This is a genomic window from Streptomyces endophytica (assembly GCF_026153355.1).
Classification (GTDB): domain Bacteria; phylum Actinomycetota; class Actinomycetes; order Streptomycetales; family Streptomycetaceae; genus Streptomyces; species Streptomyces endophytica.
In genome coordinates this window covers 5,048,752-5,073,722 of sequence record NZ_CP110636.1, presented here as the reverse complement: position 1 = coordinate 5,073,722, position 24,971 = coordinate 5,048,752, and the positions used below count along the sequence as shown (strand labels likewise).

Sequence of the window (24,971 nt, the reverse complement as noted above, 5' to 3'; positions counted from 1 at the left end):
TGGGTGTCATGACCAGCGCCACCAGCACTCCCGTCGCCTCCGGCAGCCCCGTCGCGGCCACGGCAACCACCTCTCCCACGCCCCAGCGGCCCGCCGCCGTGACCCGGCCGCGCGCCCGCGGCTGGCAGGTCCGGTTCGCGATCCTCGTCCTCATCTGGGGCTTCAGCTTCCTCTTCATCAAGGTGGGCACACAGGGCTTCGCGCCCCTGCAGGTCACGCTCGGCCGGGTGACGTTCGGCGCGCTGGTGCTGCTGGCCATCCTCGTGATCAAGCGCGAGCGACTGCCCCGCTCCGCCCGCACCTGGGGGCACCTCGCCGTCGCCGCGTTCTTCCTCAACGCGCTGCCGTTCTCCCTCTTCGCCTACTCCGAGCTGACCATCCCCTCCACCCTGGCCGGCATCTGCAACGCCGCCTCGCCGCTGTGGGGCATGGCGCTGTCGGTCGTGGCGCTCTCCGAGGACCGCCCGACCCGGCGGCGGGTCGCCGGTCTCGGCATCGGCTTCCTGGGCGTGCTGACCGTGCTCGGCGCCTGGCAGGGCTTCACCGGTACGGATCTGACCGGCACCGCGATGGCGCTCGGCGCCTCGCTCAGCTACCCCATCGGCTGGATCTACGTCCGCCGCACCCTGGCCGGCTCCGCGCACTCCCACCTGTCGATGTCCAGCACCCAGCTGCTCCTCGCCACCGCCCAACTCGCCGTCGTCACACCGCTGTTCACCGCCGCTCCCGCCAGTTACCCGATCCTCCCGCTGCTCTCGGTCTTCGCACTCGGCGCGCTGGGCACCGGCTTCGCCTTCCTCCTCCAGTACGGCCTGGTCGCCGAGATCGGCCCCACCACGGCGCAGATGGTCACCTACTTCGTCCCCGTGATCGCCACCGCCGCCGGCGTCGCCCTCCTGAACGAGCGGCTCAGCTGGAACACCCCGGTCGGCGCACTGATCGTGCTGGCCGGCGCGGCCCTCACCCAGAGCAAGCCGCGGGCCTCGGCGGCCCGGCGCTCCACCGTCACCGACTGACACCCCGGCCGGCCCGTCGTCCCTCTCCGGAGCATCAACGGGCCGACCTTCTGCGGCAGTTCGCGCGCCGCGCCAAGCGCACGGGTGAGGGACACGCCCTGGGCGGGAGCGCGAACGGGGGCGTCGTGGACGGGACGAGCGGGACGTCCGGCCTGGCCGGCCTGCTCAGCGAGCTGAAGAACCGGGCCGGCGTCAGCTATGCGGCGCCGGCCCGTTCGACGTACACGACGCGGTCGAGCCGGCACCGCTCCTGCACGGGCGAAAGCGTGCCGCGCGACTAAACGGTGATCGCCGCCATCGCGCACCACTGCGGCACCACCCCGCACAAGCTCAACGAGCTGCTACGGCTGTGGACGGCGGCGACCACGGCTGCTCCACGGGAGACCGAGCACGGTGGCGGCCACGGCAAGTGGGTGCAGGTCCACAACGGCCAGCACTACTACATCAAGCAGGTCACCTGCTGATGCTGGCGGCGGGCCTGACCCGCATCGCAGTCGGTCGCCCGGGCAAAGAACCCGGGCGGTCCTGCCAAGCCCCCTGCGCTACGGCCGAGTTGCAGCCCATCGGCCCCGGCCGAGCGGCCTCTCCCCGGACCACCTTCCCTATTCGTATCGTCGCAGCTCACCCGCCCCCGTGGCCGCGGCGACGGCGTCGGCGACCGGTTCGATGTCGTCGTGGGACAGCCGGGAGACGGTGATGCGGATTCCCGGTGGGGAGAGCAGCCGGAAGCGCGCACCGGGGGCGACCGCCCAGCCGGAATGCAGCAGCCGGGCCACCGCACCGGTCTCGTCCGGAACCGGCACCCAGACGTTCATCCCGCTGCGCCCCCGCGCCGGCACCCCGCGCTCGGCCAGTGCCCGTATCAGCGGATCCCGGCGCCGGCCGTACGCGCCGGCCACGGCCGCCGGATCGACCGCGGACGTCTGCCACAACTGCACGACCGCGTCCTGGAGCAGATGGCTGACCCAGCCGGGGCCCAGCCGCTGCCGTCCGCGCACCCGGTCGACGGTCACCGCGTCGCCGGTGAGCACCGCCAGGCGCAGGTCGGGGCCGTAGGCCTTGGCCGTCGAGCGGACCAGCGCCCAGTGGTCGGTGACACCGGAGAGCGGATGGAGCGGGAGATCGACGATGCCGTGGCCGTGGTCGTCCTCGATGAGGAGGACGCCGGGGTGGTCGGCGAGGAGCGCGCGGAGCTCGGCGGCGCGGGCGGCCGTCACGGCGGCGCCGGTCGGGTTCTGCGCCCGGTCCGTGATGACGACCGCACGGGCGCCGTCCTCCAGTGCCCGCGCCAGCCGGGCGGGGAGCGGCCCTTCGTCGTCCACGCCGACCGGCGCGGGACGCAGTCCGAGCGCCGGCACGAGATCCAGCAGACTCCCCCACCCGGGATCTTCCACGGCCACGCTGTCACCGGGCCGCAGATGGGCGGCGAGCACCCGCTCGATGGCGTCGAGTGACCCACTGGTGACGGCGATCGGGCCCTCCGTCACGCCGTCGTCGGCGAAGGCCGAGCGGGCCAGCGCGACCAGCTCCTCGTCGATGGCCGGGGTGCCGTAGAGCACCGGTCGCCGGGAACTGCGCGCCGCGGCGGCGGCCAGCGCCCGTTCGAGCGGGGGCAGCAAGGACGGGTCGGGGTTGCCGTCGGAGGCGTCGCGGACCCCCGGGGCACCTCCACCCGCAGCGCCTCGCGGGGCGTACTCGCGGGGCGCGGACGCACCCGGCTGCCGCGGCGGCCCGCGGTTTCGATCACTCCCCGGTCGCGGAGCGTGCGGTACGCGGCCGCGACCGTATTCGGATTGACCTCCAGATAGACGGCCAACTCCCGCAGCGGGGGCAGGACTTCGCCCGGTTGGAGCTCGCCCGCACCGATGGCTCGCTCGACGCTGGCGGCAATGTCCGATGCGCGCCGCCCTTCGATCCGATACTCTCCTAGCACAAACTTGATTATGCACTAGTGCAATGGAGCTGGCAATGGCCTCTGCCGAGTCGTACGCGCCGAGCGACCTCACGACCCCGACCCGCGCCCGCGAGCGCGCCGCCTACGACCACGAGACGGTGCACGCCATCCTCGACGAGGGCTACGTCTGCCACCTGGGCTTCGTCCGCGACGGTTCCCCGGTCGTCCTGCCGACGCTCTACGGCCGGGTCGGCGACCGCCTCTACCTGCACGGTTCGACCGGCTCCCGGCCGCTGCGGATGGCCGGCGGGACCACGGACCCGGGGCTTGAGGTCTGCGTCACCGTCACCCATGTCGACGGCCTGGTGCTGGCCAGGTCCGCCTTCCACCACTCCATCAACTACCGCTCGGTGGTGGTGCACGGCACCGCGTACCAGGTGACGGACGCGGAGGAGAAGACGGCCGCGCTGGACGCGCTGGTCGACCACGTCCTGCCCGGCCGGGCCGCGGACTCCCGCCCTGGTAACGCCAAGGAGCTGGCCGCCACCGCCGTGATCCGCCTGGACCTGCGCGACGTCTCCGCCAAGATCCGTACCGGCGGCCCCAACGACGAGCCGGAGGACCTCGCACTGCCGTATTGGAGCGGTGTCCTTCCCGTGGCTCCGGTGTACGGCGCCCCCATACCGTCCGACGACCTCGCGCCCGGCATCGCGGAGCCGGCCTACCTCACCGCCCGTTGAGGAGCACCCGTGCTGATACACCCCTGGGACGCCCCCACCGACGACGCCGAATGGCAACGCTGGCTCGCCGCACACGACTTCGGCCAGCTGGCGGCCAACGGGCGGCCCGGTGAACCGCCACTGGTACAGCCCCTGCACTTCGCCTACGACCCGGACCGCGGCGAGGCGGTGACGCATCTGGCCCGACCGCATCCCCTCTGGGAGGCGCTGGCGGTCCGTCCGCAGGTGCTGCTGAGCGTGGTGGACGACTACACCTTCATCCCCGGCCCCTGGCAGGCCGAGGAGGGCAAGCCGTCCGAGCACGGCGTCCCGACGAGCTTCTACGCCGCGGTCCAGCTGAGCTGCACGGCCCATGTCGTGGACGATCCGGAGGAGAAGGCGGCGCTGCTGCAACGGCAGATGGGCCACTTCCAGCCGGAGGGCGGCTCGGCCCCGGTCACCGCCGGTGAGGCACCGTACGGGCGGTTGCTCTCCGGCATCCGCGGCCTGCGCCTCGAAGTGCACGACATCCGCGCCAAGTTCAAATACGGGGGCAAGCGGAGCGAGACGGTCCAGCACCGGATCTCCGGCCGCCTCGCCGAGCGGAACGGCCCCGGCGACGCAGCCGCCCGCGCCCACCAGCAGCGCCGCCTGGCGGCGGCGGCCGGTGCGGTCCCGAGGACACCCGCCCCCTGACCCGGATGTCCTGCAGACCTGGGGGGGAGCCCGGCCGAAGCCACCGGCCGGGCTCCGCCTCGACTCCTCGACGCGCCCAAGGCGCCGTCGCACCAGCCCGGCACCGTCCCCTCAGCGGGCCCCCGTCGCCATGGCCGGCGCGGCCGTCACGACGTACGGATCGCTGCCCCAACCCCGTCCAGCCACCGGATTGACCAACCTCATCGCGGCGCAGCCGGCTGCCAGTGGCAGGGCGTAGGCGAGACCGGCAGGAGGGACGGTCGCGTCGCCCTCTCCGCCGAGGAGAAGCCACCTCCAGCCCGGCCCTCGCTCTGATGACGGCCAGGGCCATGCCCGTTCACGAGCGTCCCCAGGACGCGGCGGCGCAGCAACGTACGCAGCGCGAGCAACAGGACCCGGCCGCCGGAGATGCGCCAGAAGACCAGCAGCGATCGGGCCCGGGCCGCTGCCTCGGCAGAGAGGGAGCGGCCGCGGCGGCCGCCGCCCGCCCTACGCGGCAGGAGCGGACGACACGGCCGCAGGCATGATCGACACCTATGCGGCGGGCGATCCGGGCGGCACGCCGTCCCCGGCACCCGTCGGCGCACCTGCCGGGGTCGCTGCCGCATCAGCGCCGGACGGGTCCGCACCGCCGCGAGTGCCCGGACCCGTGGCCTGAACCGAGCGGGTTGCCTCCCCGGGCCCCGCGCCCGCCACGACCAACGACTCGGTCGTCTGCGGTTTGGCCAACTGCGCGATGAAGGCACCGATGAGGACGACCACCCCGCCCAGGATCTGCGGAGCGGAGAGGTGTTCGCCGAGCAGTACCCAGGCCAGTACGGTCGCGATGACCGCCTCCAGGCAGGCGACGACCCCGGCCACCTGGGGCGAGAGCCGGCGGATCGACACCACTCCGGTCAGATAGGCCGCCACAGTCGCGACCAGCACGATCCAGGCGAGCAGCAGGACGGCGGGCACCTGGGTGCCGTTCATGTCCGCACCGCCACCGAGGACCGTCCAGTCGAGTTCCCAGGGGCGCGCGATCGCGGTGAGGACGACGGCGCCGAGCAGCAGGCCGTACGCGATCACCCCGAGCGGGTCCACCGTGTCCTCGCCGTCGCTCCCGTGGTCGGAGAGAACGAAGTAGCCCACCTGGCAGCAGGCCGCCCCGAGCGCGAGCGCCAGGCCGAGCACGTCGAAGCTCAGCCCGGACCAGATCTCGACGACACAGGCGAGGCCGCCGACGGCGAGCACCACACCGAGCGCCGCGGCACGGGTGACCGGCCGCTTCTGCACGAAACGGACCCAGCCGAGGACGAGCGCCGGCGCCAGGTATTCGATCAGCAGGGCCACGCCCACGGGAATGCGGGAGAGCGCGGCGAAGTAACACGCCTGCACACCGGCGACGGCGAGCAGACCGTAGCCCGCGAGCAGGGCGGGCCGGCGGCGCGGCAGATCGCGGTGGCGCCAGGCCACCGGCAGCATGACCAGCGCCGCGCCGGCGACCCGGAGCCAGGTGACGTGCAGCGGTTCGAGACCGGCCGTGATCAGGGGTTTGGCGGCCACGCCCGAGCCGCCGAAGGCGAGCGCCGACAGCAGGGCGATGCCGACGCCGGCACCACGGCCCCGCGGCGCGCCGCCCCGGCTCCCGTCGGGCGCGGACGGCCGCTGGTCCGGCCAGGACCCTGGAGTTCCCTGGCCCGGGCCGGCCGCTCGACCTGCCGGGCTCCCTGATGACGCGTGCATCGGGTCATCATGACAGCCGCCGTCAGCAGCGCAACCCCCGAGACCCCTGTCAGTCCTGGCCGGGGCGCTCCCGGTCCAGACGGGCGGCGAGCCGGCCGGTGTCGACGGAGGCTCGGCGCAGCACCTCGACGGCTCGCGATTCGGGATCGTCGACGAGAGCGGCGAGCAGATCGATGCAGCCGGCGCGGGTGTCGTAGCGGGCGTGCGCACGGTCGAGGGCGCCGTCCATGGCGGCCGCCGCGGCCGGTGACCATCCGGGGACACCGCCTTCGGTGACCATCGGAACGGCACCCGAGTCCTCTACGGTGCCGTGCCATTGGAGTCCGTAGCCGATGCTGCGCTGGACGAGATAGCCGAGCAGCCGGGCGACCTGTGGCCCACCGTCGAAGGCCGCGCGTACCGCGGGGTCCGATTCCAGCAGACCGTGCAGCAGATGCGCGGTGTCCACCTGCCGGTCACCGTCCCGGGTGGCCCGCCTGCGGGCCGCGGAGACCACCGATGCGAGCTCGACGGTGAGTCTGCTGCCGAGGTCCTCCTGGACGGAGTCGTCGGTTCCGCTATGGGCAGTACGGTTTTGCACATCCCCACCCCACCAGCCCCTGAACGCCCGGGCATCCCCGCCGGGAAGCATTTGCGCATCCCACGCTGGTTGCGGATGCCACCCGGCGGCCTCCTCCTCAGGGAGGAGATGCGACGGAGAGAATACGCAGATTTCGTGGAGGTTGGACATTCGAGACCAGCAGGTTCTCCCTCCCACGAGCCCCCGGCGACGACAACAGGATCTTCCCCTCCCGTACCACCGACCAGCCAGCTGACGGGCCATCAGAATTAGGCGTCGCCGGTATTGAACCTTCCTCCCCACCCGGCTACCTTCCGCGGCACCAGCCAGGACCGTCACCGGAGGGGTGATCGCATGGCCGAAGTCACCGCACAGACCCGCATCGAGGCACCGGCCGAGAAGGTCTGGGACCGACTCACCGACTTCGATGCGTACGGGCAGTGGAACGCCACCCACACCTCCTTCCCGAAGGGCGGCCCGGAAACGCTGGTGGTGGGCGCGGCCTACGAGGAGAACATGAAGCTGATGGGCTTTCCCGCCGAGGTCACCTGGACCGTACGGGAACTGGACCCGGGCCGGTTGCTCGACATCACAGGCAAGGGCCCCATGGGCGTCAATCTCGGGATGCGCTACTCCCTCACCCCGGACGGCGAGGCGACCACCGTTCAGGTCGACGGGACCTTCACGGGCGCCGCGGTCTCCCTGATGGCAGGCAAGCTCAAGGACTCGGCGAGCACCGCACTGAACGAGTCACTGCGCAAGCTCGCCGGCCTGCTCGCCTGAGCCCCCCGGGCGCCCGGCGCCCGGCCCGACGTCAACCCACTCAACGAGAACCCCGACACCGGCCCCCTTCCACAGGGGGCCATGTGGCATCAGTCCTCTTCGGCGAGGATCAGATACAGCTCCTTACGGGCCTTGTTGACCACCGCCATGGCCTTCTCCCGCTGCTCGGGACTGCCGGTGGCCCACACCTGCCGGAACGCCTCGACCAGGCCGCCGCCCGCCTTGCGTATCTCATTCATCGCCTCCCAGTCGACACCGCGGCCGGCATCCTCCCAGGGGGCGTCCGAGCCGCTGTCGGCTTCGGCGCGTCCGGCCTCGGTCAGCGAGAACAGCTTCTTGCCGCCCTCACTGGCACTGGCGATCAGCCCCTCGTCCTCGAGGAGTTGCAGGGTCGGGTAGACCGAGCCGGGGCTGGGTTTCCACGCCCCGCCACTGCGCTCGGCGATCTCCTGGATCATTTCGTAGCCGTGCATCGGGCGGTCCTTGAGCAGCGCCAGTATCGACGCGCGCACATCCCCTCGCCGCGCTCGGCCGCGCGGGCCGCCACGACCCCGGCCACCACCGAAGGGCGGGCCTCCGAACGGCGGGCCGAAGGGGCCGAAGGCGGAGCGCCGCCGCTCCCAGCCACCCCCGAAGTCGCCCCGACCGCCGTGGCGCCCGGGTCCGTAGTGCTCGTGCCGGTACTCGTGTCCGTGATCGTTTCCTTGGGAACGCATGGCGACGTCCTCCATTCCTATCGTTGATCGGTCGCGATGCTTCAACGATATATCGGGACTGTTCGCCGAAGCAAGACCCGATCCACGTCCGATTCGACGAGAAGCAGGGCGCAGCGACGCGAGCACGGTCGGCGCGGGCACACCAGCGCATCCGCCGCCTCCGCGCCGCGAGAGACTCCACTCCGGCGCGACCGCGCGTGGTGCGGATCCGGCCCGTTTCCACCGGTCCGCCCGGTTCGCCGGCTCCCCCTCACAGTCCAATTTCCCGGGTTTGGCCTTGGCCCGCGCCTCTGTGGCCCCTCTACGCTCACGCTCATGAGGATTCGTATCGTCGACGCCTTCAGTGAGCGTCCGTTCGCCGGTAACCCCGCGGGAGTCGTGCTCTTCGACTCCGGCGCCTTTCCCGAAACGTCCTGGCTGCAGCGGGTCGCCATGGAGGTCAACCTTTCCGAGACCGCCTTCGCGCACCCGCTGCCGGAGGGCGGCGACGCCGACTGGGCGCTGCGCTGGCTCACCCCGGCCACCGAGGTGAACATGTGCGGGCACGCCACTTTGGCCACTGCGCACGTTCTGCACAGCACGGGGAAGGCCACCGGTACGGTCCGCTTCCGTACCCGCAGCGGGGTGCTGACCACGACGGCCGGCGACGACGGCGCGATCACCATGGACTTCCCGACCGCGCCGCTCAGCCCGGTCGAGGTGCCACCCGTGGTCGCGGCCGCGCTGGGTGTCGACATCCTCTCGGCCCACGACACGGGCCCGAACGTCGGGGATCTGCTGGTCGAGCTGGCCGACGAGAAGTCCGTACGGGCCTTGGCCCCGGACCTCAAGGCACTCGCCGGGCACGGCGGGCGCGGGGTGATCGCCACCGCGCGCGCCGAAGACCCCTCCGGCGGCTACGACTTCCTCTCGCGCTGCTTCTTCCCTGCGGTCGGCATCGACGAGGACCCGGTAACGGGCAGCGCGCACACCGCGCTCGCCCCGTTCTGGTCGGCACGGCTGGGCCGCCACTCACTGGTCGGCCTGCAGGGCGCGGCCCGCACCGGCTACGTACGGACCGAACTGCGCGGCGACCGTACGCTGCTGACCGGTTCCGCGGTCACGGTGATCGACGGCGAGTTGCTGAGCGGGGCCTGAGCGGCCGTCTTGCGCTGAGCGTCTCGGCCGGGCCGCAGGGCCGCGATGTCGAGGCCGGCCCGGCCCGTCCGTCGGACGGCGGTTCAGGCACGCTCCGGAAAGACCCCTGCGGCCAGCCGCGCCGGACGCGGGCTCCGAGGATTCCGCCCGCGCACGCGCGAAACCTCACGACTCCCCCCACCCCGAACCCACCCCCCGCCCCCTCCCCCGAAGGGGGAGAGGGGGAGGGGGCGGGGGAAGCATCGGCGGGCCGCAAGCGACCGCCGAGCGGCGGCCGGCGACCAGCAACCAGCAACCAGCAACCAGCAACCAGCAACCAAGCCTCCCCACCCCCTACACCGGAGCCTCACCCCGTAGGCAACCACCCCACCCGCCCCGCCAATACCGCGTAGCCCACGAACGCGACGGTGTCGATGAGGGCGTGGGCGGCCACGAGGGGGCCGACGCGGTGCCAGCGGCGGTAGAGGAGGACGAAGATCGCGCCCATCACCATGTTGCCGAGGAAACCGCCGATGCCCTGGTACAGGTGGTACGAGCCGCGCAGCAGCGAGCTGGCCACCAGGGCGGCCATCGGGGTCCAGCCCAACTGGCCCAGTCGACGCAGCAGATATCCGACGACGATGACCTCCTCCAGTACGGCGTTCTGCACCGCGGAGGCGATCAGTACCGGGATCTTCCACCACACATCGGGCAGCGCCTCGGGGACCACCGTCAGGTTGACGCCGGCCGCCCGCGCGCCCAGGTAGAGCAGCAGGCCGCTGCCGCCGATGGCGGCCGCCAGGCCCGTTCCCCGGCCGAGGTCGAAGCCGGGCCGCTGCCGGTCGAAGCCGATCGCGCGGAGTCCGCCTGCCCGTTCGCGCATCAGGAGATGCGCGACCAGCACCACCGGCACCAAGGCGGTGGCGATCCCGAACAGCTGCCAGGCGAGATCCAGCCACGGCCGGCCGGGCGCATGGGAGGCGTTGAGGGTCGCCGCCTGGTGTTTGAGGCCACCGGGCTTGGTCAGCGACCCGATGAAGCTGATCAGTGACGACACCGCGCTGGCGCCCACGGACAGGGCCAGCACGATCAGCGTCTCACTGCGCAGGACGCACCGGGCCGGCGGCTGGGCCGCGGCCGGTCCCGCGCCGCCGCCGACACCCTCCCCCGGAACGTCCGCACCAGCCCCAGGACTTGTATCCGACTCCACGCTTCCTCCACTTCTGCATTACCGCCTCTTCGCCACCACCGCCCCGCTAGGGTCTCGACAGCAGGTACGAAGATCGCGCGCGACAGGCCGGGGACGGGCGCCATCCACGTGGCGCATTTCCTCCTCCCCATCGATTCACGATCGAGCTCCGAGAAGGAGAGGCGCTACCGCAATGGGACGACACAGCTTGCCCGACCGCCCCACCGCGCAGCCCACCGGGGCTCGCCCCGGCCCCCGGCGCCGCACCGTCGTCCTGTCCACCGCCCTCGTCCTCGCGATCGCCGCCGGCTCCGTAGTGGCGCTGCGCAGCGGCCTGTTGCCCTTCGGAAAGCGATGTGACGGCCCATCGGTGCGGCTCGATGTGGCCGCCTCGCCCGATATTGCGCCGGCCGTCGAAGCGGTGGCGGATACGGCCCGCGAGAAGGCGACGCGTACCGACGGCAGGTGTCTCGACGTCCGGGTCATCGCGCGGCCCTCCCACGAGCTCGCCGACTCCCTCGGACAGCGGCCCGCCGACCCGGAGTTCCAGGTCTGGATACCGGATTCGAGCCTGTGGGTCGACCGGGTCGAAGGGGAGAGTGGCACCCCGCTGACGGCCGCCGGCTCCGTCGCCTCGTCACCCCTGGCGCTGGGCGCCGTCCCCAAGGCGGCCAAGTCCCTGGGCTGGCCGAACAAGCGCTACACCTGGGCCGGTCTCACCGAGAGCGCGACCTCCGGCGATGATCTGCGCCTGGGTGTCGCCGATCCCACCCGCAGCGCCACCGGGCTGCTCGCCCTGGCCCGTATCAGCGCCGCCAATACGGAGGACGCCGGGGACGGGGACGAGGCAGACACCCGTACGGCGGCCACCGCCAAGCTCCTCTACCAGCGCGTCGCGGACGGCGACGGTCAGGTCATGGCCACGTTGCCGCGCGACGACTCCGGTGCCGAACAGGGCAATCCGCGCCGCAACCAGGCGCTGCTGCTGTCCGAACAGGCCGCGTTCGCCCACAACGAGGGCCCGGACGGCGGCCCGGACCTCGATCTCTTCTACCCGGAGGACGGCACGGCCCGGCTCGACTACCCGTACGCCCTGGTCGACGAGGACGAGATGAGCCCCGAACAGTCGCGGGCCGCCAGCCGCTTCATGACGCTGCTGGGCGAGCCCGGCGGGCAGCGCGCGCTGCGCGAGCGCGGCTTCCGGTCCGCGGACGGTACGGCGGACGCCGAGGTGGTGGCGGCCGCCGGCGGGCGCGATCCGCAGCCGTACGCCGCCGCACCGGCCGACGCTCCGACGACCAAGCAGCTCCAGGCCCTGCTGGGCATGTGGACGATCACCGTGCAGAGTGCCCGGATCTCCACCGTGGTGGACGCCTCGGCGTCGATGGGCAACCTGGTGCCGGGGCGGGGCGGCCAGACCCGGATGGACCTCGCCCGGAATTCGCTCCTCCAGGCGCTGGCCACGTTCACGCCCGAGGACGAGATCGGGCTGTGGAGGTTCGCCACCCACCTGGACGGCGAGAAGGACTACCAGGAGCTGTCCCCGACCAGTCGTCTCGGCGACCGGGAGGGCGACAGTGGCACCCACCGTGACGCGCTCGCCGCCGCGTTCGGCTCGCTGGCCCCGGTGCCCCACGGCGCCACCGGTCTGTACGACACCGTCCTCGCCGCCTACGAGGAGGCCCGCCGGACGTACACGAGCGGGAAGTTCAACGCGGTGGTGCTCGTCACCGACGGCGCCAATGACGACCCGAGCGGTCTCGGGCTCGACGCCTTGGTCACCGAGCTGGGGAAGTTGTCGGATCGGGGGCGTCCGGTGCCGCTGATCGCCGTCGCGATCGGTCCGGAGGCCGACGTGTCGGCGTTGGACCGGATCGTGGCACCCACCGGCGGTTCGGCCCACCGGGTGGACGATCCGTCGCAGATCCATCAGGTGATCCTCAAGGCCATCATGGCGGCGGGCAGCAAGGCGCCGCGCTGAACCCGCGCGCCGGCCTCCCCGGCCTCGGCCCCCGGTGGCGGCTACGCCCCCTCGGTCGCCGCCTGGCGGGGACCCGGCACCACGGTGCGGGCGCCGAGCGGCCAGGCGACCGGCCAGGTGTGCACCGGCTGCCCGGTGTGCATCAGTTCGCGGTAGCGCCGGGTCATCGCGGCGAGTGCGGCGTCCCGGTCCAGGCCCTGCCGGCGGGCGTGGTGGTACGCCGCGGCCTGCCAGGAGGCGCCGTTGACCCGCCGTCGGCAGCGCTCCTCGATGATGCCCAGATAGTGGTCGCGGTCGGCCGGCTCCACGCCCCAGGCGTCCAGTCCGCGCGCGGCCAGCGGCAGCAGCTCCTGGCGCACCAGCCGTACGGCCGGGATGTCGGCGAGGGTGGTGGTCCGGCCGGGGCGGGGCCATTGCAGGGTGGCGTCGATGCCGTACCGGCAGGCGGTGTCGAAGTTGCCGGCCGCGGCGGCGAACGGGAGGCGGGTCCAGATGGGGCGCGGTTCCTCGGCCAGGGCGCGCACCAGACCGTAGTAGAACGCGGTGTTGGCGATGGTGTCGGCGACGGTGGGGCCGGCCGGCAGTACCCGGTTCTCGACCCTGAGGTGGGCGATGCCGTCGGCGACCGCGTAGACGGGGCGGTTCCAGCGGTAGATCGTGCCGTTGTGCAGCACGAGTTCGGCCAGGTCGGGTACGCCGCCCTCGGCCAGGACCCGCAGCGGCTCCTGCGGTCCGCACACCGGGAGCAGGGGCGGGAAGTAGCGCAGGTTCTCCTCGAAGAGGTCGTATGCGGACTCGACCCAGCGTTCGCCGAACCAGGTGCGCGGGCGTACGCCCTGTGCCTGTAGTTCCGGTGCGCGGGTGTCGGTGGCCTGCTGGAAGACCGGCGGCCGCGACTCCCGCCACAGTTCCCGGCCGAAGAGGAACGGCGAGTTGGCGCCGACCGCGATCTGCGCGGCGGCAATGGCCTGCGCCGCGTTCCATACGGCGGCGAAGCGTCCCGGAGTCACCTGGAGGTGGAGCTGGACGGAGGTGCAGGCGGCCTCCGGCGCGATCGAGGGGGACCGCGCCACCAGATGCTCGACGCCCTGGATGTCCAGGACGAAGTCCTCGCCGCGGGCCGCCCGCATCTGGTCGTTGAGCAGGACGTAGCGGTCGTTCTCGGAGAGGCTGGCGACGGTCAGGTCGGCGGCGTCCAGGGTCGGCAGAATGCCGATCATCACGATTCCGGCGGCGACTTCGCGGGCCTTTCTCTCGGCGTAACTCAGGCCCGTGCGGAGTTCCTCGGCGAGCTGGTCCAGGACGCGGCCGGAGAGCCGGTGCGGGAGGATATTGACTTCCAGATTGCACTGGGCGAGTTCGGTCTGGAAATCCTGGCTGGCGATCCGTTCGAGAACTTGGGAGTTCAGCATGCGGGGTCGCCCGTCGGCGCCGGCGAGATTGAGCTCGATCTCCAGGCCCATGAGATTCCGGGGCCGGTCGAACCGCTTCTCCACGAGGAGCCTGTGCAATCCCTCGAGACAGTCGTGTAGCTTTCTTCGATAACGCTCCCGGTCCGCCAGGTCGATCCCGTCCGCGGCGACCTTCTCCCCCATCGAAAGGGTCCCTCCTCCAGTGAACGGCCCGCGGCCACGGGCCGCTTGGGGGCGAACCCGGGCACGCCGGGGCTCGCGCTACGGTCGATGATGCCCCGGCAATCTGATCGATAACGCCTCCGGGGCGGCCGGGTGCCGATAGGCTCGAAGTGGTACGGCGCCCGGCATCTTCCACCGGCATATCTCAGCGGCGATCGCCGTCCGCATTTCGCTCGTGAGATTCACCGACGAGATCCGGCCTACCGCATCGGCGAGGCAATACGAGGTGGCGCGACAAAGGCTCCGTACAAATTGGAGTAAATCACCTCGCGGACCGGTCCGGATTCCGCCTTGCCGGAAATCCGCAAGGCCGGTAGCCGAAACATTTTCAGAACATACGTCGTATAAACTCCGCTTACGAGGCAGAGACTTGGCGCCCCGTGTCGCGGTGTTCCCGCCCGTGCCGTGGTTCGACGACAGGCCCTGATTCCCCACGCCGGGCCGCAGCCCCGGCCGGCCACGCTCTGACCCCGCACGCAAACAGCGCCGTTTGCACCTGCCACGCTCCACCGTGTCTCCGAAGTGAGAGGCGACCCACCATGCCGCTGCACGTTGCCCCTGCCCCCGCGCCCGCCCTGCGCAGCATCCTGACCGCCCTCGGCTCGCCCACCGCCGTCCGCGAGGCCCCGGTCCCCGCCCTGCGCGCCCATCAGGGCCCGCTCAGCCCCGACCACCCGCTGCCCCTGCACGTCTGGGACGACGTGAGCCGGGCCGACGGCACGCCGCACACCCGGCTGGCCGGCTGGCAGTTCCTGGTCCGCGGCGGCGAGCGAGCCGTGGCGACCGCCGAGGCGGTGCTCACCGCGGACGGCTGGGCGTTCGGGCGGTTCTGCGGAGGCCCCTACGTCGCCTCGACCGAACGGGCGCTGGCGCAGTCCGAGGCGCTCACCGCGTCCTACCAGCCCCGGCTGCTGTCCGTACCGGAGCTGTACATGCTGACCCTGTGGCTGCATCACGACCTCTCCTCCGACGGGGCCGCGGGGCTGCCGGCGGCCGATGACCTGTTGGTGCCGCTGGCGCCCGCCCCGCCCGGCATCGCCGCCCACCGCACGCACCACGTCGCGGACCTGCTCCCCCGGCTCACCCTGCGTCTGGCCTCCGCGCCCCTGGAGCTGCGCGAACCGGCCTGAGCCGCAAGCCGGCGGCGTCCTTCCGGGTACCCGCGCACCGGCGCACCACGCCCCTCACGAGCGTGCCCCGTGACCCCTTCCGGTCACGGGGCGCGCCGGCGTGCTCACCCGCGCGGCCTAGCCCGCGGAGACCACTGCCAACGCCCTTGGAGAGGATGGCAATTGGGAGCAACCGCCCGCACGGGTGACGCGTCGATATCGAGTGAGTACCGCTGCTGCGAAATCCCTGCGGAATCCCTTCCGTAGGGCAACACTGGGACCGACCGAAGAAACGGGGGAGCGGCCATGGCCATCTCATCGAGCTCATCGAGCCGCACGACGACGTTCACCACACCGCAGCGAAAGACAACTTCCATGTGTCAGCACCAACCACCTTGCCCCTCAGCGGATTCCACCGACCGGGAGGCCGCACACCTTGTGGCACACCACCCGGAGCAGGGCTGGAGCCTGCTCTGCAACGGCGTCCTGCTCTTCGAGGACACCGGTGAGCTGCTGCCTGACGGGCAGGTCATCGCCCCGCACCGGGCCCGGGTCACCGCGGCGGCCTGACCCCGCGCACCCGGTAGAACCACCAGGGCCCCCGGCAGAACGCCTGCCGAGGGCCCTTGCTGTTGCCGTGGAACGGCTCAGCCGTCGTACGCGTCCAGCGGCGGGCAGGAGCAGACGAGGTTGCGGTCACCGAAGGCGCCGTCGATGCGGCGCACCGGCGGCCAGTACTTCTCGGCCGCCACGACACCGGCCGGGAAGACGGCCTCCTCGCGGGAGTACGGGTGGCTCCACTCGCCGCCGAGCGCGCCCGCGGTGTGCGGGGCGTTGCGCAGCGGGTTGTCGTCCTTGTCCCACTCCCCCGTGCCGACCTTCTCGATCTCCGCGCGGATGGCGATCATCGCGTCGCAGAAGCGGTCCAGCTCGGCGAGGTCCTCGCTCTCGGTCGGCTCGATCATGAGCGTGCCGGCCACCGGGAAGGACATCGTCGGCGCGTGGAAGCCGTAGTCGATCAGCCGCTTGGCGACGTCGTCGATGCTCACGCCGGTCGCCTTGGTCAGCGGCCGGACGTCGATGATGCACTCGTGCGCCACCAGGCCGCCGGGGCCGGTGTAGAGCACGGGGTAGTGCGGCTCCAGGCGCTTGGCGATGTAGTTGGCGCTGAGCACCGCGACCTGGGTGGCGCGCTTGAGGCCCTCGCCGCCCATCAGGCGGACGTACGCCCAGGAGATCGGCAGGATGCCCGCGGAGCCCCAGGGAGCCGCCGAGATCGGCCCGACGCCGGTCTCCGGGCCCGCGGTGGGCTGCAGCGGGTGATTGGGGAGGTACGGCGCCAGATGGGCGCGGACGGCGACCGGGCCGACACCGGGGCCGCCGCCGCCGTGCGGGATGCAGAAGGTCTTGTGCAGGTTGAGGTGCGAGACGTCGCCGCCGAACTTGCCCGGCTCGGCGAGGCCGACCAGCGCGTTCAGGTTGGCACCGTCGACGTAGACCTGGCCGCCGGCGTCGTGCACCGCGGCGCAGATCTGGGTGATGTGCTCCTCGAACACGCCGTGGGTGGAGGGGTAGGTCACCATCAGGACCGCGAGCTCGTCACGGTGCTTCTCGATCTTGGCGTGCAGGTCGTCGGCGTCGACCTCGCCGTCCTCACCGGTCTTGACGACGACGACCTTCATGCCGGCCATCACGGCGCTGGCGGCGTTGGTGCCGTGCGCCGAGGACGGGATCAGGCAGACCGTGCGCTGCTCGTCCCCGTTGGCGCGGTGGTAGGCGCGGACCGCCAGCAGGCCGGCCAGCTCGCCCTGGGAGCCGGCGTTGGGCTGGATGGAGACCTTGTCGTAGCCGGTGACGGTGGCGAGGCGCTCCTCCAGCTCCTGGATGAGCGTGAGGTAGCCCTGAGCCTGGTCGGCCGGGGCGAAGGGGTGCAGCTGGCCGAACGCGGGCCAGGTGACCGGCTCCATCTCGGTGGTGGCGTTCAGCTTCATCGTGCAGGAGCCGAGCGGGATCATGCCGCGGTCCAGCGCGTAGTCCTTGTCGGCGAGGGTGCGCAGGTAGCGCAGCATCGCGGTCTCGGAGCGGTGCTCGTGGAAGACCGGGTGGGTGAGGTAGTCGTCGGTGCGCAGCAGCGACTGCGGAAGCGTTTCGTCGGTGGTCGCGTCGAGCTTCTCGATGTCGGCCTGCACGCCGAAGGCGGCCCAGACCCCGGTCAGCTGGGCGCGGCCGGTGGTCTCGTCGCAGGCGATGCCGACCAGGTCCGCGTCGACCTGGCGGAGGTTGATGCCGGCCTCGCGGGCGGCGGCGACGACCTCGGCGGCCCGGCCGGGCACCCGCGCGGTCAGCGTGTCGAAGTACGCGCCGTGGACCAGTTCCACGCCGCCGGCCCGCAGGCCCTCGGCGAGGATGCCCGCGTAGCGGTGGGTGCGGCGGGCGATGGTCCGCAGGCCCTCGGGGCCGTGGTAGACGGCGTACATGCCGGCCATGACGGCGAGCAGCACCTGCGCGGTGCAGATGTTGCTGGTGGCCTTCTCACGGCGGATGTGCTGCTCACGGGTCTGCAGCGCGAGCCGGTAGGCCTTCTGACCGTCGGCGTCCACGGAGACGCCCACGAGGCGGCCGGGGAGGCTGCGCGCGAACGGCTCGCGCACCGCCATGAAGCCGGCGTGCGGCCCGCCGAAGCCCATCGGGACGCCGAAGCGCTGAGTGGTGCCGACCGCGATGTCCGCGCCGAGCTCGCCGGGCGAGGTCAGCAGGGTCAGTGCCAGCAGGTCGGCGGCGACGGTGACGACCGCGCCGAGCTCGTGGGCGCGCTCGATCAGGGCGCGCGGGTCCCGGACGGCACCGGAGGCGCCCGGGTACTGCAGCAGGACACCGAAGACGCCGCGCTCGGCGATCTCGGCGGGGATGCCCTCGGAGAGGTCGGCGACGACGACCTCGACGCCGGTCGGCTCGGCGCGGGTCTCGATCACGGCGATGGTCTGCGGCAGGCAGTCGGCGTCGACGAGGAAGACGCCCTGCTTGACCTTGCCGACGCGGCGGGAGAGCGCCATCGCCTCGGCCGCCGCGGTGCCCTCGTCCAGGAGGGAGGCGCCGGAGGTGGGCAGTCCGGTCAGCTCGGCGACCATCGTCTGGAAGTTCAGCAGCGCCTCCAGGCGGCCCTGCGAGATCTCCGGCTGGTAGGGGGTGTACGCCGTGTACCAGGCCGGGTTCTCCATGACGTTGCGGAGGATCACCGGCGGGGTGAACGTGCCGTAGTAGCCCAGGCCGATCATGGAGGCCAGCACCTGGTTGCGGTCCGCGAGGCCGCGCAGCTCCTGGAGGACCTCGGCCTCGGTACGCGCCTGCGGCAGGCCGAGTGCCTCCGCGCTCTTGATCACGTCGGGTACGGCGGTGGCGGTGAGCTCGTCCAGCGACCCGAAACCGATGTGCGCCAGCATCTTGGCCTGCGCCTCGTGGTCGGGGCCGACATGCCGGTACTCGAAGGGGGTGCCGCGCTCCAGCTCGGTCAGGGAGATGCGGTGGGTGGTCATCTGCGGGGGCCTCCTGGTCGGTACGACCTACGAGGGGCACCACGGCGCGGGTGCCCGGACGGCCTCCCCCTCTGTCATCTCAACCTGAGAGCTTCACCGGCCCGCGCATGGCGGCCCGGCTTTCACCGTCGGTGAGGAGGGGTCCCGGAGCTGTGCCTTCCGCGGCCCGCCCTGCTTTCCAGAGTGACCTCGTCCGTGCGGTACGTGTGCCTGAGAGATTCCGGGGAGGATTTGCTCCTTCGGCGCCCTGGTCGCGTTAACGACAAAGGACTCTCCCGCACGGGTTCTGCGGCCATTCGCCAGCCTACCAGCGCGCCACTCGAAGGATCCTTCGAGTGGCCGGGGCATGAAATGTGCCGTTTGGTAGTTGTCACAGGGCAGTTGCGACCAATTGGAGGGGCCGTGCAAACCGATATCGATCCCCGGAGCCTGATCGGCCGCAAAGCGTTCGACCGTAACGGCGCGAAGATAGGCACCATCGACGAGGTCTATCTGGACGACGCGACGGGGGAACCGGAGTGGGCAGCCGTACGCACCGGGCTCTTCAGCCGGGACGCGTTCGTCCCCCTGGAGCCCAGCAAAATGGTCGGCGAGGGACTGCACATCCCCTACGACCGCAAGCTGATCAAGGACGCCCCGGACTTCGGTGTGGGCCGCCATCTCTCCCCTGAGCAGGAACTCCAGCTCTACCACCACTACCGCCTGGATATCTCCTCCCCCGGATCCGACGCCGCATCCCCCGGCGATTCGGGCACCTCCGACACCGACTTCGGCAAGATCGCCGGATCGGAGGACTGATCCACCGCGGGCCCCCCGCCCACCAGCGGCAGGGGCTCCCCCGGCCGCAGCGCCGGGTCCTCGACGGCGAAGGTCCGCACCCTCCCCGGTGCGGACCACGGCGTCTCGAAGCGGACGGTCACTCTCCCCAGCCCGCTGCCCTGTACCCACCCGGCGCCGTACTCGTCGTGGATCACGTCCACGCCCGGGTGCCAGCGACGCGGCCGCTCCTCCTCGGGCGCCTCCTCGGCCGGCTCCGCCCCGGCCCGCTCTTCCGCAGCCCGCGCCAGCTCCTCGGCCTCCCGCTCCGTCGTCAGCTGGGCGAAGAGGTCCTCCTGGGTGAAGTCGGCCAGCCCGCTGACCCCCACGCCCAGCAGCCGGACGCCGCCGGTGGTGTCCACCAGCTCCAGCAGCCGCACGGCCGCCTCCCGGATGACCGCGGGGTCGTCGGTGGGTCCGCGGAGCGTCTCGGAGCGGGTCAGCGTCGAGAAGTCGTAGTTGCGCACCTTGATCACCACCGTGCGCCCGGAGCGCCCGGCCGCCCGCAGCCGCTGGACGCAGCGGTCGGCCAGCCGCAGCACCTCCGTCCGCACCCGCGTCCGGTCGGTAAGGTCGACCTCGAAGGTGTCCTCGACGGAGATGGACTTGGCGTCGCGCTCGGCCACCACGGGCCGGTCGTCCTGCCCCAGGGCCATCGCGTACAGCCCGGCGCCGTGCGCCTTCCCCAGGAGCCGCACCAGCTCCGCCTCGCCGGCCTCCGCGGTCTCGGCGATCGTGTGGATCCCGGCCCGGCGCAGCGTCTCCGCCGTCGCGGGCCCCACCCCGGGCAGCGTCCGGACGGACATCGGGCCCAGCAGCTCCCGCTCGGTGCCGGGCGGAATGACCACCAGGCCGTCCGGCTTGGCCTGCTCGGACGCGATCTTCGCCAGCATCTTGGCGCCGGCCAGCCCCACCGAACCGGTCAGGCCGGTCGCCGCCCGGATGTCGCGCCGCAGCTGCTCCCCCACCGCCCGCACCGCGGCCGTCTCCGGGGCCACCCCGCCCGCCTCCAGGTCCACGAACGCCTCGTCCAGGCTCAGCGGCTCCACCAGCGGCGACAGCGCGTGCAGCAGCCCCATGACCGTTTCACTCACCTGGCGGTACAGGGTGAATCGCGGACTGAGATAAGCGGCGTTGGGGCACAGCCGCCGCGCCTGGGCCGTCGGCATCGCCGAGCGCACCCCGAAGACCCGGGCCTCGTACGACGCCGTGGCGACGACGCCACGCGGCCCGATCCCGCCGACCACCACCGGTTTCCCGCGCAGGCTCGGCTTCGCCGCCTGCTCAGCAGAGGCGTAGAACGCATCCATGTCCAGATGCAGGATCGTCGGCGCGGGTCTCACATGTCCGATGCTGCCGCATGGCACTGACAATCGACCCGTCGCCGGGCCGGGGCCCGGAGGCGCGGCTCAGCCGGCCCGGTTGCGCCGCCGCGCCAGCTCGTCGTGCGGGTTCTTCCCGACCAGCGTCTCGCCAGTGTCGACGCGCTCCCCGTGCAGCTGCGAGAGGGCGCCCTCCACGTCCCGCCACACCACCCCGACGGCGATCCCGAAGACCCCCTGGCCGCCCTGGAGCAGGTCGACGACCTGGTCGGGCGAGGTGCACTCGTAGACCGTCGCGCCGTCGCTCATCAGCGTCATCCGCGTCAGATCCGCCAGCCCCCGCGCGCGCAGGTGCTGGACGGCGGTGCGGATGTTCTGCAGCGAGACCCCGGTGTCCAGCAGCCGCTTGACGATCTTCAGGACGACGACGTCCCGGAAGCTGTAGAGCCGCTGGGTGCCGGAGCCGTACGCCGGCCGGATGCTCGGCTCCACCAGGCCGGTGCGCGCCCAGTAGTCGAGCTGCCGATAGGTGATGCCCGCTGCCGCACAGGCGGTCGGGCCGCGATAGCCGATGTCCTGCGTCTCGCAGTCCCCCGACACCGCCGCGGCCGGTGCCGGGGCGTGGTTCGCCGTTGCCCCCGCGTGGAGCGGCAACGCCCCTTCCGCCGCCATACCGTCGCCGGTGATTGCCACGCCGCCCTCCGTCCTCCACGTCCCGGACGGGACCTGCCATATCGACGGTATGCAGTCACTCGGGGTGCGTCAACGATCGCCGCGCTCGCCACGCCGAGTGATAATCACCCTACGAGTGGTTTCTCGTGACCTCGCGCGGGGAATGGCTAAATAGTTTGGCCGGAATCAGACCCTTCGACCGTCCGGCCGCACCGGCTACTGGCTGTTGGTCCCGAAGTCCTCGGGTGAGATCTGGTCGAGGAACTCGCGGAACTTCTCCACCTCGTCCTCCTGCTCGTCCGGGATCGCGATCCCCGCGTCGTCCAGCACACCGTCGGTGCCGAAGATCGGCGTTCCGGTGCGCAGGGCCAGCGCTATCGCGTCGGACGGACGGGCACTGACCTCCACCCCGCTGGCGAAGACCAGTTCCGCATAGAAGACCCCCTCGCGCAGGTCGGTGATGCGGACCTGCGTCAGCTCCTGCCCCACTGCCTCCAGCACGTCCTTGAAAAGGTCGTGCGTCAGCGGCCTGGCGGGGACCATGCCCTGCTGGGCGAAGGCGATGGCGGTGGCCTCACCCGGCCCGATCCAAATGGGCAGGTAACGGTCGCCCCCCACCTCCCGCAGGAGCACGATCGGTTGGCTGGAAGGCATTTCCACCCGGACACCCACGACGTCGAGCTCGTTCACACAGCAACCCTAGGACGTGCCCGGCAGGTTTGGGTAGTCGGGCACTCTTTTGCTCACTACGGCCGGCCCCGCAGCGCGCTCTGGACCAGCGCCGCGTGCAGCCGTACGGAGAGCGTGGCGAGCTCCCTGGCGGTGGCCTCGGCATGGGCCCTGGTCTGCGGATTGCGGTGCCGCCGAAGGGGTGCAACGACCTGCTCCACCAGGCCCGCCTCGCGCTCCGCGGCCGCCTTGACGACCCGCAGATGCCGTGGTTCGAGGCCGAAACCGCCCAGGTCGGCGACAAGTTTGGCGACCGTGACCGCCTCGATGTCGTATCCGCCGTCCGCATGGGGGACGATGAGTCCGTACGACTCCCAGTCGGCGAGCGCCGCCTCGTCCACCTCGGCGGCGGCCAGCAGCTCGGCCCGGCCGATCCGGGCAGCCGTGGGGGTTTCCTCGCCCGCTTCCGGGACGCCCTCGATCAGATCGCGGACAGGCGCGGCGGGCGCCGGCAGCGCGACCTGCTCACCGCGCTCGATGGCGTCCAGATGCTCGCGGATGACCTTCAGCGGCAGATAGTGGTCGCGCTGCATCCGCAGGACGTTCGCCAGCCGCTCCACGTCGGCCGGGGTGAATTTCCGGTACCCGGAAGGCGTGCGCTTCGGCTCGACCAGCCCCTCGGCCTCCAGGAAGCGGATCTTGGAGATGGTGACCTCGGGGAATTCCTCGCGCAGCTGGTTGAGCACCGTGCCGATGCTCACCGGCCTGCCGTCCGAGGAGGCGGTGCCGGAATCTCCGGCACCGCCTTTCGGTGTATGGCGCATGTGCCTTCCCTGGCCGGTCAGATACCGGCGCCTCGCTGGCTCGCGTAGAAGACCAGGCGGTACTTGCCGATCTGGACCTCGTCGCCGTTGGTGAGGGCGACGGAGTCGATGCGCTCACGGTTGACGTAGGTGCCGTTCAGGCTGCCGACGTCGGAGACCGTGAACAGGCCGTCCGGGCCGCGACGGAATTCCACATGGCGGCGCGAGACCGTCACGTCGTCGAGGAAGATGTCGCTCTGCGGATGCCGGCCCGCCGTCGTCAGCTCGCTGTCCAGCAGGAAGCGGCTGCCGGAGTTCGGACCGCGGCGGACGATGAGCAGCGCCGAACCCAACGGAAGGGCGTCGACGGCCGCCTGGGCCTCCGGGGACAGCGCGGGCGAGAGGTTCTGGCCCGTCGTCTCCGAGTCGTAGGCCTCGAGCCCCGAGATGGAGATCGTCGACGTCGTCTCGGACGCCCGCTCGGGCTGCGCGCCCGCGCGCAGCGGCGCGCCGCAGTTGGAGCAGAACCGGCTCGCCTCGGCGTTCCGGTGCCCACACCTCGTACAAACCGGCAAGGCCGAACCTCCGCCCGTGGGTGCGGCTGATGGTTCCTGGGAACCTATGCGGGCGGCACCGGAGGGGTCAACAGAACCCGCGCCCTGCCCCCCGGACGGACCGCCGACCTCGTCACGGAAGAGCGGACGGTTCTCGGCCGCGCCACTCTCGTCGGCCCGGCCCGCGGCGCGATGCCGCGCGGAGCCGCTGGCGCCCTCCTGGCGCGCGCTCTTGCCGAACAGCTTTCCAAACAACTTCACGGGCGATTCCCCTTGAACGAAACAGACCCGCCCGTGGGGCAGGACGAACCCTCGATGCACACACCGGCCCATCCGGACATCCAGTGAACGTCCGTGGCCTCCAGACAGTTTCCACCACACACCACACGCACGGTGCGTCGACCCCCGCTACCTCATGCCCTCCTGGGGCACTCGACATACCTGTACGCCTCACTGCGATGACGACCGAGCGTAGTCAGGCCGCTTCGCCGCTCGCAAGGCGTCCACAATGATCTTCTTTTCACGGGTCACAGACACCTTGGCCTGCTCCTTCTCCAGTGTCTGGACCACTCCGCCGGGGATGTTCAGCGCCGGTTCCAGATCCTCCGGCTTGCCGAGGACCTTGAAGCGGTACGGCTGCGTGACGCGCGTGCCGTCGATCTCCACCCCGCCCCGGAGGTCCGAGAGGGAGGTGTTCGCGACGACCCGGACGTCATTGACCTGGATCGCCTCGGCGCCGGCCGCCCGCAGTTCCTGGATGGTGTCCAGCAGCTTGTCCGCCTCCACGGAGTGCGTCGGGTCGTCGATGGTCAGGTTGATGCCGGGCCCTTGCGCCGCGACGGTCCCGGCCAGCACGCCCAGCTGCTGTTCCTTCTCCACGGTCTGCTTACGGGCCTCCTCGGCCTGGTCCGAGCTGTTCGCCAGCTCGGTCTTCTGCCCTTCCAGGCGCCGCTGTTCGTCCGTCAACCGCTGGGAGCGGTTGTCCAGCTCGTCCAGAATGCGCACCAGGTCCTCCTGGCGCGCACCTCGCAGCGCACTGCTGTCACTCGTGGAACGTACCTGAATCGCCAGGCCGAGGCCGAGAATGAACAACAGCAGGGCAACGATCAGTTGAGCCCGGGTCAGCCGCGGCGGCCACAGGCTCGCCACCAGCCGCTCCCGACCGGTCTTCGGGCGTTCCGCGTCCCCGCCGCCGATGTCCGCCGCCGGGGCCGAGGAGTCTGCCCCGTTGTCGGGCTTCTGTCCAGTCGTGTCCGGTTCCTGAATTTCCGCGTCGTCCGCGGACTTCGCCGGTTCCGGGGCGCTCCGGCTCTCCGGCGGCATCGGCTGCCGGCCGGCCGCACCGGGTTCCTGCTCCGGATCCTGCTCGGGCCGTTCGGGCCGCTCCGGCCGTTCGGGCCGTTCGGGCCGCTCAGGCCGCTGCTCCGGCTGCCGCTCCGGCCCAGGGGTCTCGTCCGTTGCCATC

The 24,971-nt window shown here is 71.7% G+C and carries 23 protein-coding genes, 1 pseudogene and 1 riboswitch; of the genes and pseudogenes, 11 read left to right on the top strand and 13 right to left on the bottom strand.

Going from position 1 to position 24,971, the window contains the following annotated elements:
• Window positions 1–8: 8 nt before the first annotated feature.
• From OJ254_RS22710 to OJ254_RS22700, 3 genes are all read left to right on the top strand, one after another.
• The gene (locus OJ254_RS22710) at window positions 9–1,016 is read left to right on the top strand and encodes a DMT family transporter (RefSeq protein WP_265363812.1); all 1,008 of its coding nucleotides are present in this window, start codon (window positions 9–11) and stop codon (window positions 1,014–1,016) included.
• 125 nt (window positions 1,017–1,141) lie between these two features.
• Window positions 1,142–1,297, top strand: coding sequence for a hypothetical protein (locus tag OJ254_RS22705; RefSeq protein WP_265363811.1), 156 nt, complete (start codon window positions 1,142–1,144; stop codon window positions 1,295–1,297).
• Window positions 1,298–1,300: 3 nt separating this feature from the next.
• Window positions 1,301–1,480, top strand: a complete 180-nt coding sequence (locus OJ254_RS22700; protein ID WP_265363810.1) for a hypothetical protein — start codon at window positions 1,301–1,303, stop codon at window positions 1,478–1,480.
• 138 nt (window positions 1,481–1,618) lie between these two features.
• Here OJ254_RS22700 and OJ254_RS22695 read toward each other — a convergent pair.
• Window positions 1,619–2,949, bottom strand: a pseudogene (locus OJ254_RS22695) (aminotransferase class I/II-fold pyridoxal phosphate-dependent enzyme).
• Window positions 2,950–2,984: 35 nt separating this feature from the next.
• Here OJ254_RS22695 and OJ254_RS22690 point away from each other — a divergent pair.
• Both OJ254_RS22690 and OJ254_RS22685 read left to right on the top strand, forming a co-directional pair.
• A complete protein-coding gene (locus OJ254_RS22690; protein WP_030416378.1) occupies window positions 2,985–3,650 on the top strand; it encodes a pyridoxamine 5'-phosphate oxidase family protein in 666 nt (221 codons plus the stop codon).
• A 9-nt stretch (window positions 3,651–3,659) separates the two neighbouring features.
• Entirely contained in the window at window positions 3,660–4,325 is a 666-nt protein-coding gene (locus OJ254_RS22685) for an FMN-binding negative transcriptional regulator (protein ID WP_265363809.1), read from the top strand.
• Between the two features lie 534 nt (window positions 4,326–4,859).
• Here OJ254_RS22685 and OJ254_RS22680 read toward each other — a convergent pair.
• Both OJ254_RS22680 and OJ254_RS22675 read right to left on the bottom strand, forming a co-directional pair.
• Window positions 4,860–6,050 carry an EamA family transporter gene (locus OJ254_RS22680; protein ID WP_265363808.1) on the bottom strand — a complete coding sequence of 397 codons (1,191 nt, stop codon included), beginning with the start codon at window positions 6,048–6,050 and terminating at the stop codon, window positions 4,860–4,862.
• Between the two features lie 49 nt (window positions 6,051–6,099).
• Window positions 6,100–6,630, bottom strand: coding sequence for a Clp protease N-terminal domain-containing protein (locus OJ254_RS22675; protein ID WP_265363807.1), 531 nt, complete (start codon window positions 6,628–6,630; stop codon window positions 6,100–6,102).
• Window positions 6,631–6,963: 333 nt separating this feature from the next.
• Here OJ254_RS22675 and OJ254_RS22670 point away from each other — a divergent pair, with 333 nt between their 5' ends.
• Entirely contained in the window at window positions 6,964–7,392 is a 429-nt protein-coding gene (locus tag OJ254_RS22670) for a type II toxin-antitoxin system Rv0910 family toxin (protein ID WP_265363806.1), read from the top strand.
• Window positions 7,393–7,481: 89 nt separating this feature from the next.
• On the opposite strand, the gene OJ254_RS22665 is transcribed toward OJ254_RS22670, so the two are convergent.
• Window positions 7,482–8,108 carry a PadR family transcriptional regulator gene (locus tag OJ254_RS22665; RefSeq protein WP_265363805.1) on the bottom strand — a complete coding sequence of 209 codons (627 nt, stop codon included), beginning with the start codon at window positions 8,106–8,108 and terminating at the stop codon, window positions 7,482–7,484.
• Between the two features lie 315 nt (window positions 8,109–8,423).
• Here OJ254_RS22665 and OJ254_RS22660 point away from each other — a divergent pair, with 315 nt between their 5' ends.
• Window positions 8,424–9,245, top strand: coding sequence for a PhzF family phenazine biosynthesis protein (locus tag OJ254_RS22660; protein WP_265363804.1), 822 nt, complete (start codon window positions 8,424–8,426; stop codon window positions 9,243–9,245).
• 346 nt (window positions 9,246–9,591) lie between these two features.
• On the opposite strand, the gene OJ254_RS22655 is transcribed toward OJ254_RS22660, so the two are convergent.
• Complete coding sequence (locus OJ254_RS22655; RefSeq protein WP_265363803.1) at window positions 9,592–10,434, bottom strand: CPBP family intramembrane glutamic endopeptidase; 843 nt, start codon at window positions 10,432–10,434, stop codon at window positions 9,592–9,594.
• A gap of 172 nt (window positions 10,435–10,606) precedes the next feature.
• On the opposite strand from OJ254_RS22655, the gene OJ254_RS22650 reads away from it, so the two are divergent.
• Window positions 10,607–12,394, top strand: coding sequence for a substrate-binding and VWA domain-containing protein (locus OJ254_RS22650; protein ID WP_265363802.1), 1,788 nt, complete (start codon window positions 10,607–10,609; stop codon window positions 12,392–12,394).
• 41 nt (window positions 12,395–12,435) lie between these two features.
• Here OJ254_RS22650 and OJ254_RS22645 read toward each other — a convergent pair whose 3' ends face one another.
• Complete coding sequence (locus OJ254_RS22645) at window positions 12,436–13,989, bottom strand: glutamate-cysteine ligase family protein (RefSeq protein WP_265363801.1); 1,554 nt, start codon at window positions 13,987–13,989, stop codon at window positions 12,436–12,438.
• A gap of 578 nt (window positions 13,990–14,567) precedes the next feature.
• On the opposite strand from OJ254_RS22645, the gene OJ254_RS22640 reads away from it, so the two are divergent.
• Together OJ254_RS22640 and OJ254_RS22635 are read left to right on the top strand one after the other, a co-directional pair.
• The gene (locus OJ254_RS22640) at window positions 14,568–15,158 is read left to right on the top strand and encodes a hypothetical protein (protein WP_265363800.1); all 591 of its coding nucleotides are present in this window, start codon (window positions 14,568–14,570) and stop codon (window positions 15,156–15,158) included.
• Between the two features lie 354 nt (window positions 15,159–15,512).
• The gene (locus OJ254_RS22635; RefSeq protein WP_030416598.1) at window positions 15,513–15,707 is read left to right on the top strand and encodes a DUF5999 family protein; all 195 of its coding nucleotides are present in this window, start codon (window positions 15,513–15,515) and stop codon (window positions 15,705–15,707) included.
• A gap of 77 nt (window positions 15,708–15,784) precedes the next feature.
• Here the strand turns inward: OJ254_RS22635 and gcvP are convergent, their stop codons facing one another.
• Entirely contained in the window at window positions 15,785–18,670 is a 2,886-nt protein-coding gene (gene gcvP / locus OJ254_RS22630) for an aminomethyl-transferring glycine dehydrogenase (RefSeq protein WP_265363799.1), read from the bottom strand.
• Between the two features lie 188 nt (window positions 18,671–18,858).
• Window positions 18,859–18,958, bottom strand: a riboswitch (glycine riboswitch).
• Window positions 18,959–19,072: 114 nt separating this feature from the next.
• On the opposite strand from gcvP, the gene OJ254_RS22625 reads away from it, so the two are divergent.
• The gene (locus tag OJ254_RS22625; protein ID WP_265363798.1) at window positions 19,073–19,468 is read left to right on the top strand and encodes a PRC-barrel domain-containing protein; all 396 of its coding nucleotides are present in this window, start codon (window positions 19,073–19,075) and stop codon (window positions 19,466–19,468) included.
• Here the strand turns inward: OJ254_RS22625 and OJ254_RS22620 are convergent.
• The 6 genes from OJ254_RS22620 to OJ254_RS22595 all read right to left on the bottom strand — a co-directional run bounded on the left by OJ254_RS22620 (window position 19,366) and on the right by OJ254_RS22595 (window position 24,970).
• Window positions 19,366–20,829: a DNA polymerase IV gene (locus OJ254_RS22620; RefSeq protein WP_265363797.1), complete on the bottom strand. Its 1,464-nt coding sequence runs from the start codon at window positions 20,827–20,829 to the stop codon at window positions 19,366–19,368. The two genes, OJ254_RS22625 and OJ254_RS22620, sit on opposite strands and share 103 nt — an antisense overlap.
• 66 nt (window positions 20,830–20,895) lie before the next feature.
• On the bottom strand, window positions 20,896–21,501 hold the full coding sequence (locus OJ254_RS22615) for a MerR family transcriptional regulator (RefSeq protein ID WP_265363796.1): 606 nt from the start codon (window positions 21,499–21,501) through the stop codon (window positions 20,896–20,898).
• 195 nt (window positions 21,502–21,696) lie between these two features.
• Entirely contained in the window at window positions 21,697–22,170 is a 474-nt protein-coding gene (locus tag OJ254_RS22610) for a bifunctional nuclease family protein (RefSeq protein ID WP_006606439.1), read from the bottom strand.
• A 56-nt stretch (window positions 22,171–22,226) separates the two neighbouring features.
• Window positions 22,227–22,973 carry a transcriptional regulator FtsR gene (gene ftsR, locus OJ254_RS22605; protein WP_265363795.1) on the bottom strand — a complete coding sequence of 249 codons (747 nt, stop codon included), beginning with the start codon at window positions 22,971–22,973 and terminating at the stop codon, window positions 22,227–22,229.
• A gap of 17 nt (window positions 22,974–22,990) precedes the next feature.
• Entirely contained in the window at window positions 22,991–23,839 is an 849-nt protein-coding gene (locus OJ254_RS22600) for an FHA domain-containing protein (RefSeq protein WP_265363794.1), read from the bottom strand.
• A 117-nt stretch (window positions 23,840–23,956) separates the two neighbouring features.
• Window positions 23,957–24,970 carry a DUF881 domain-containing protein gene (locus tag OJ254_RS22595; protein WP_265363793.1) on the bottom strand — a complete coding sequence of 338 codons (1,014 nt, stop codon included), beginning with the start codon at window positions 24,968–24,970 and terminating at the stop codon, window positions 23,957–23,959.
• Between the last annotated feature and the right edge of the window lies 1 nt (window position 24,971).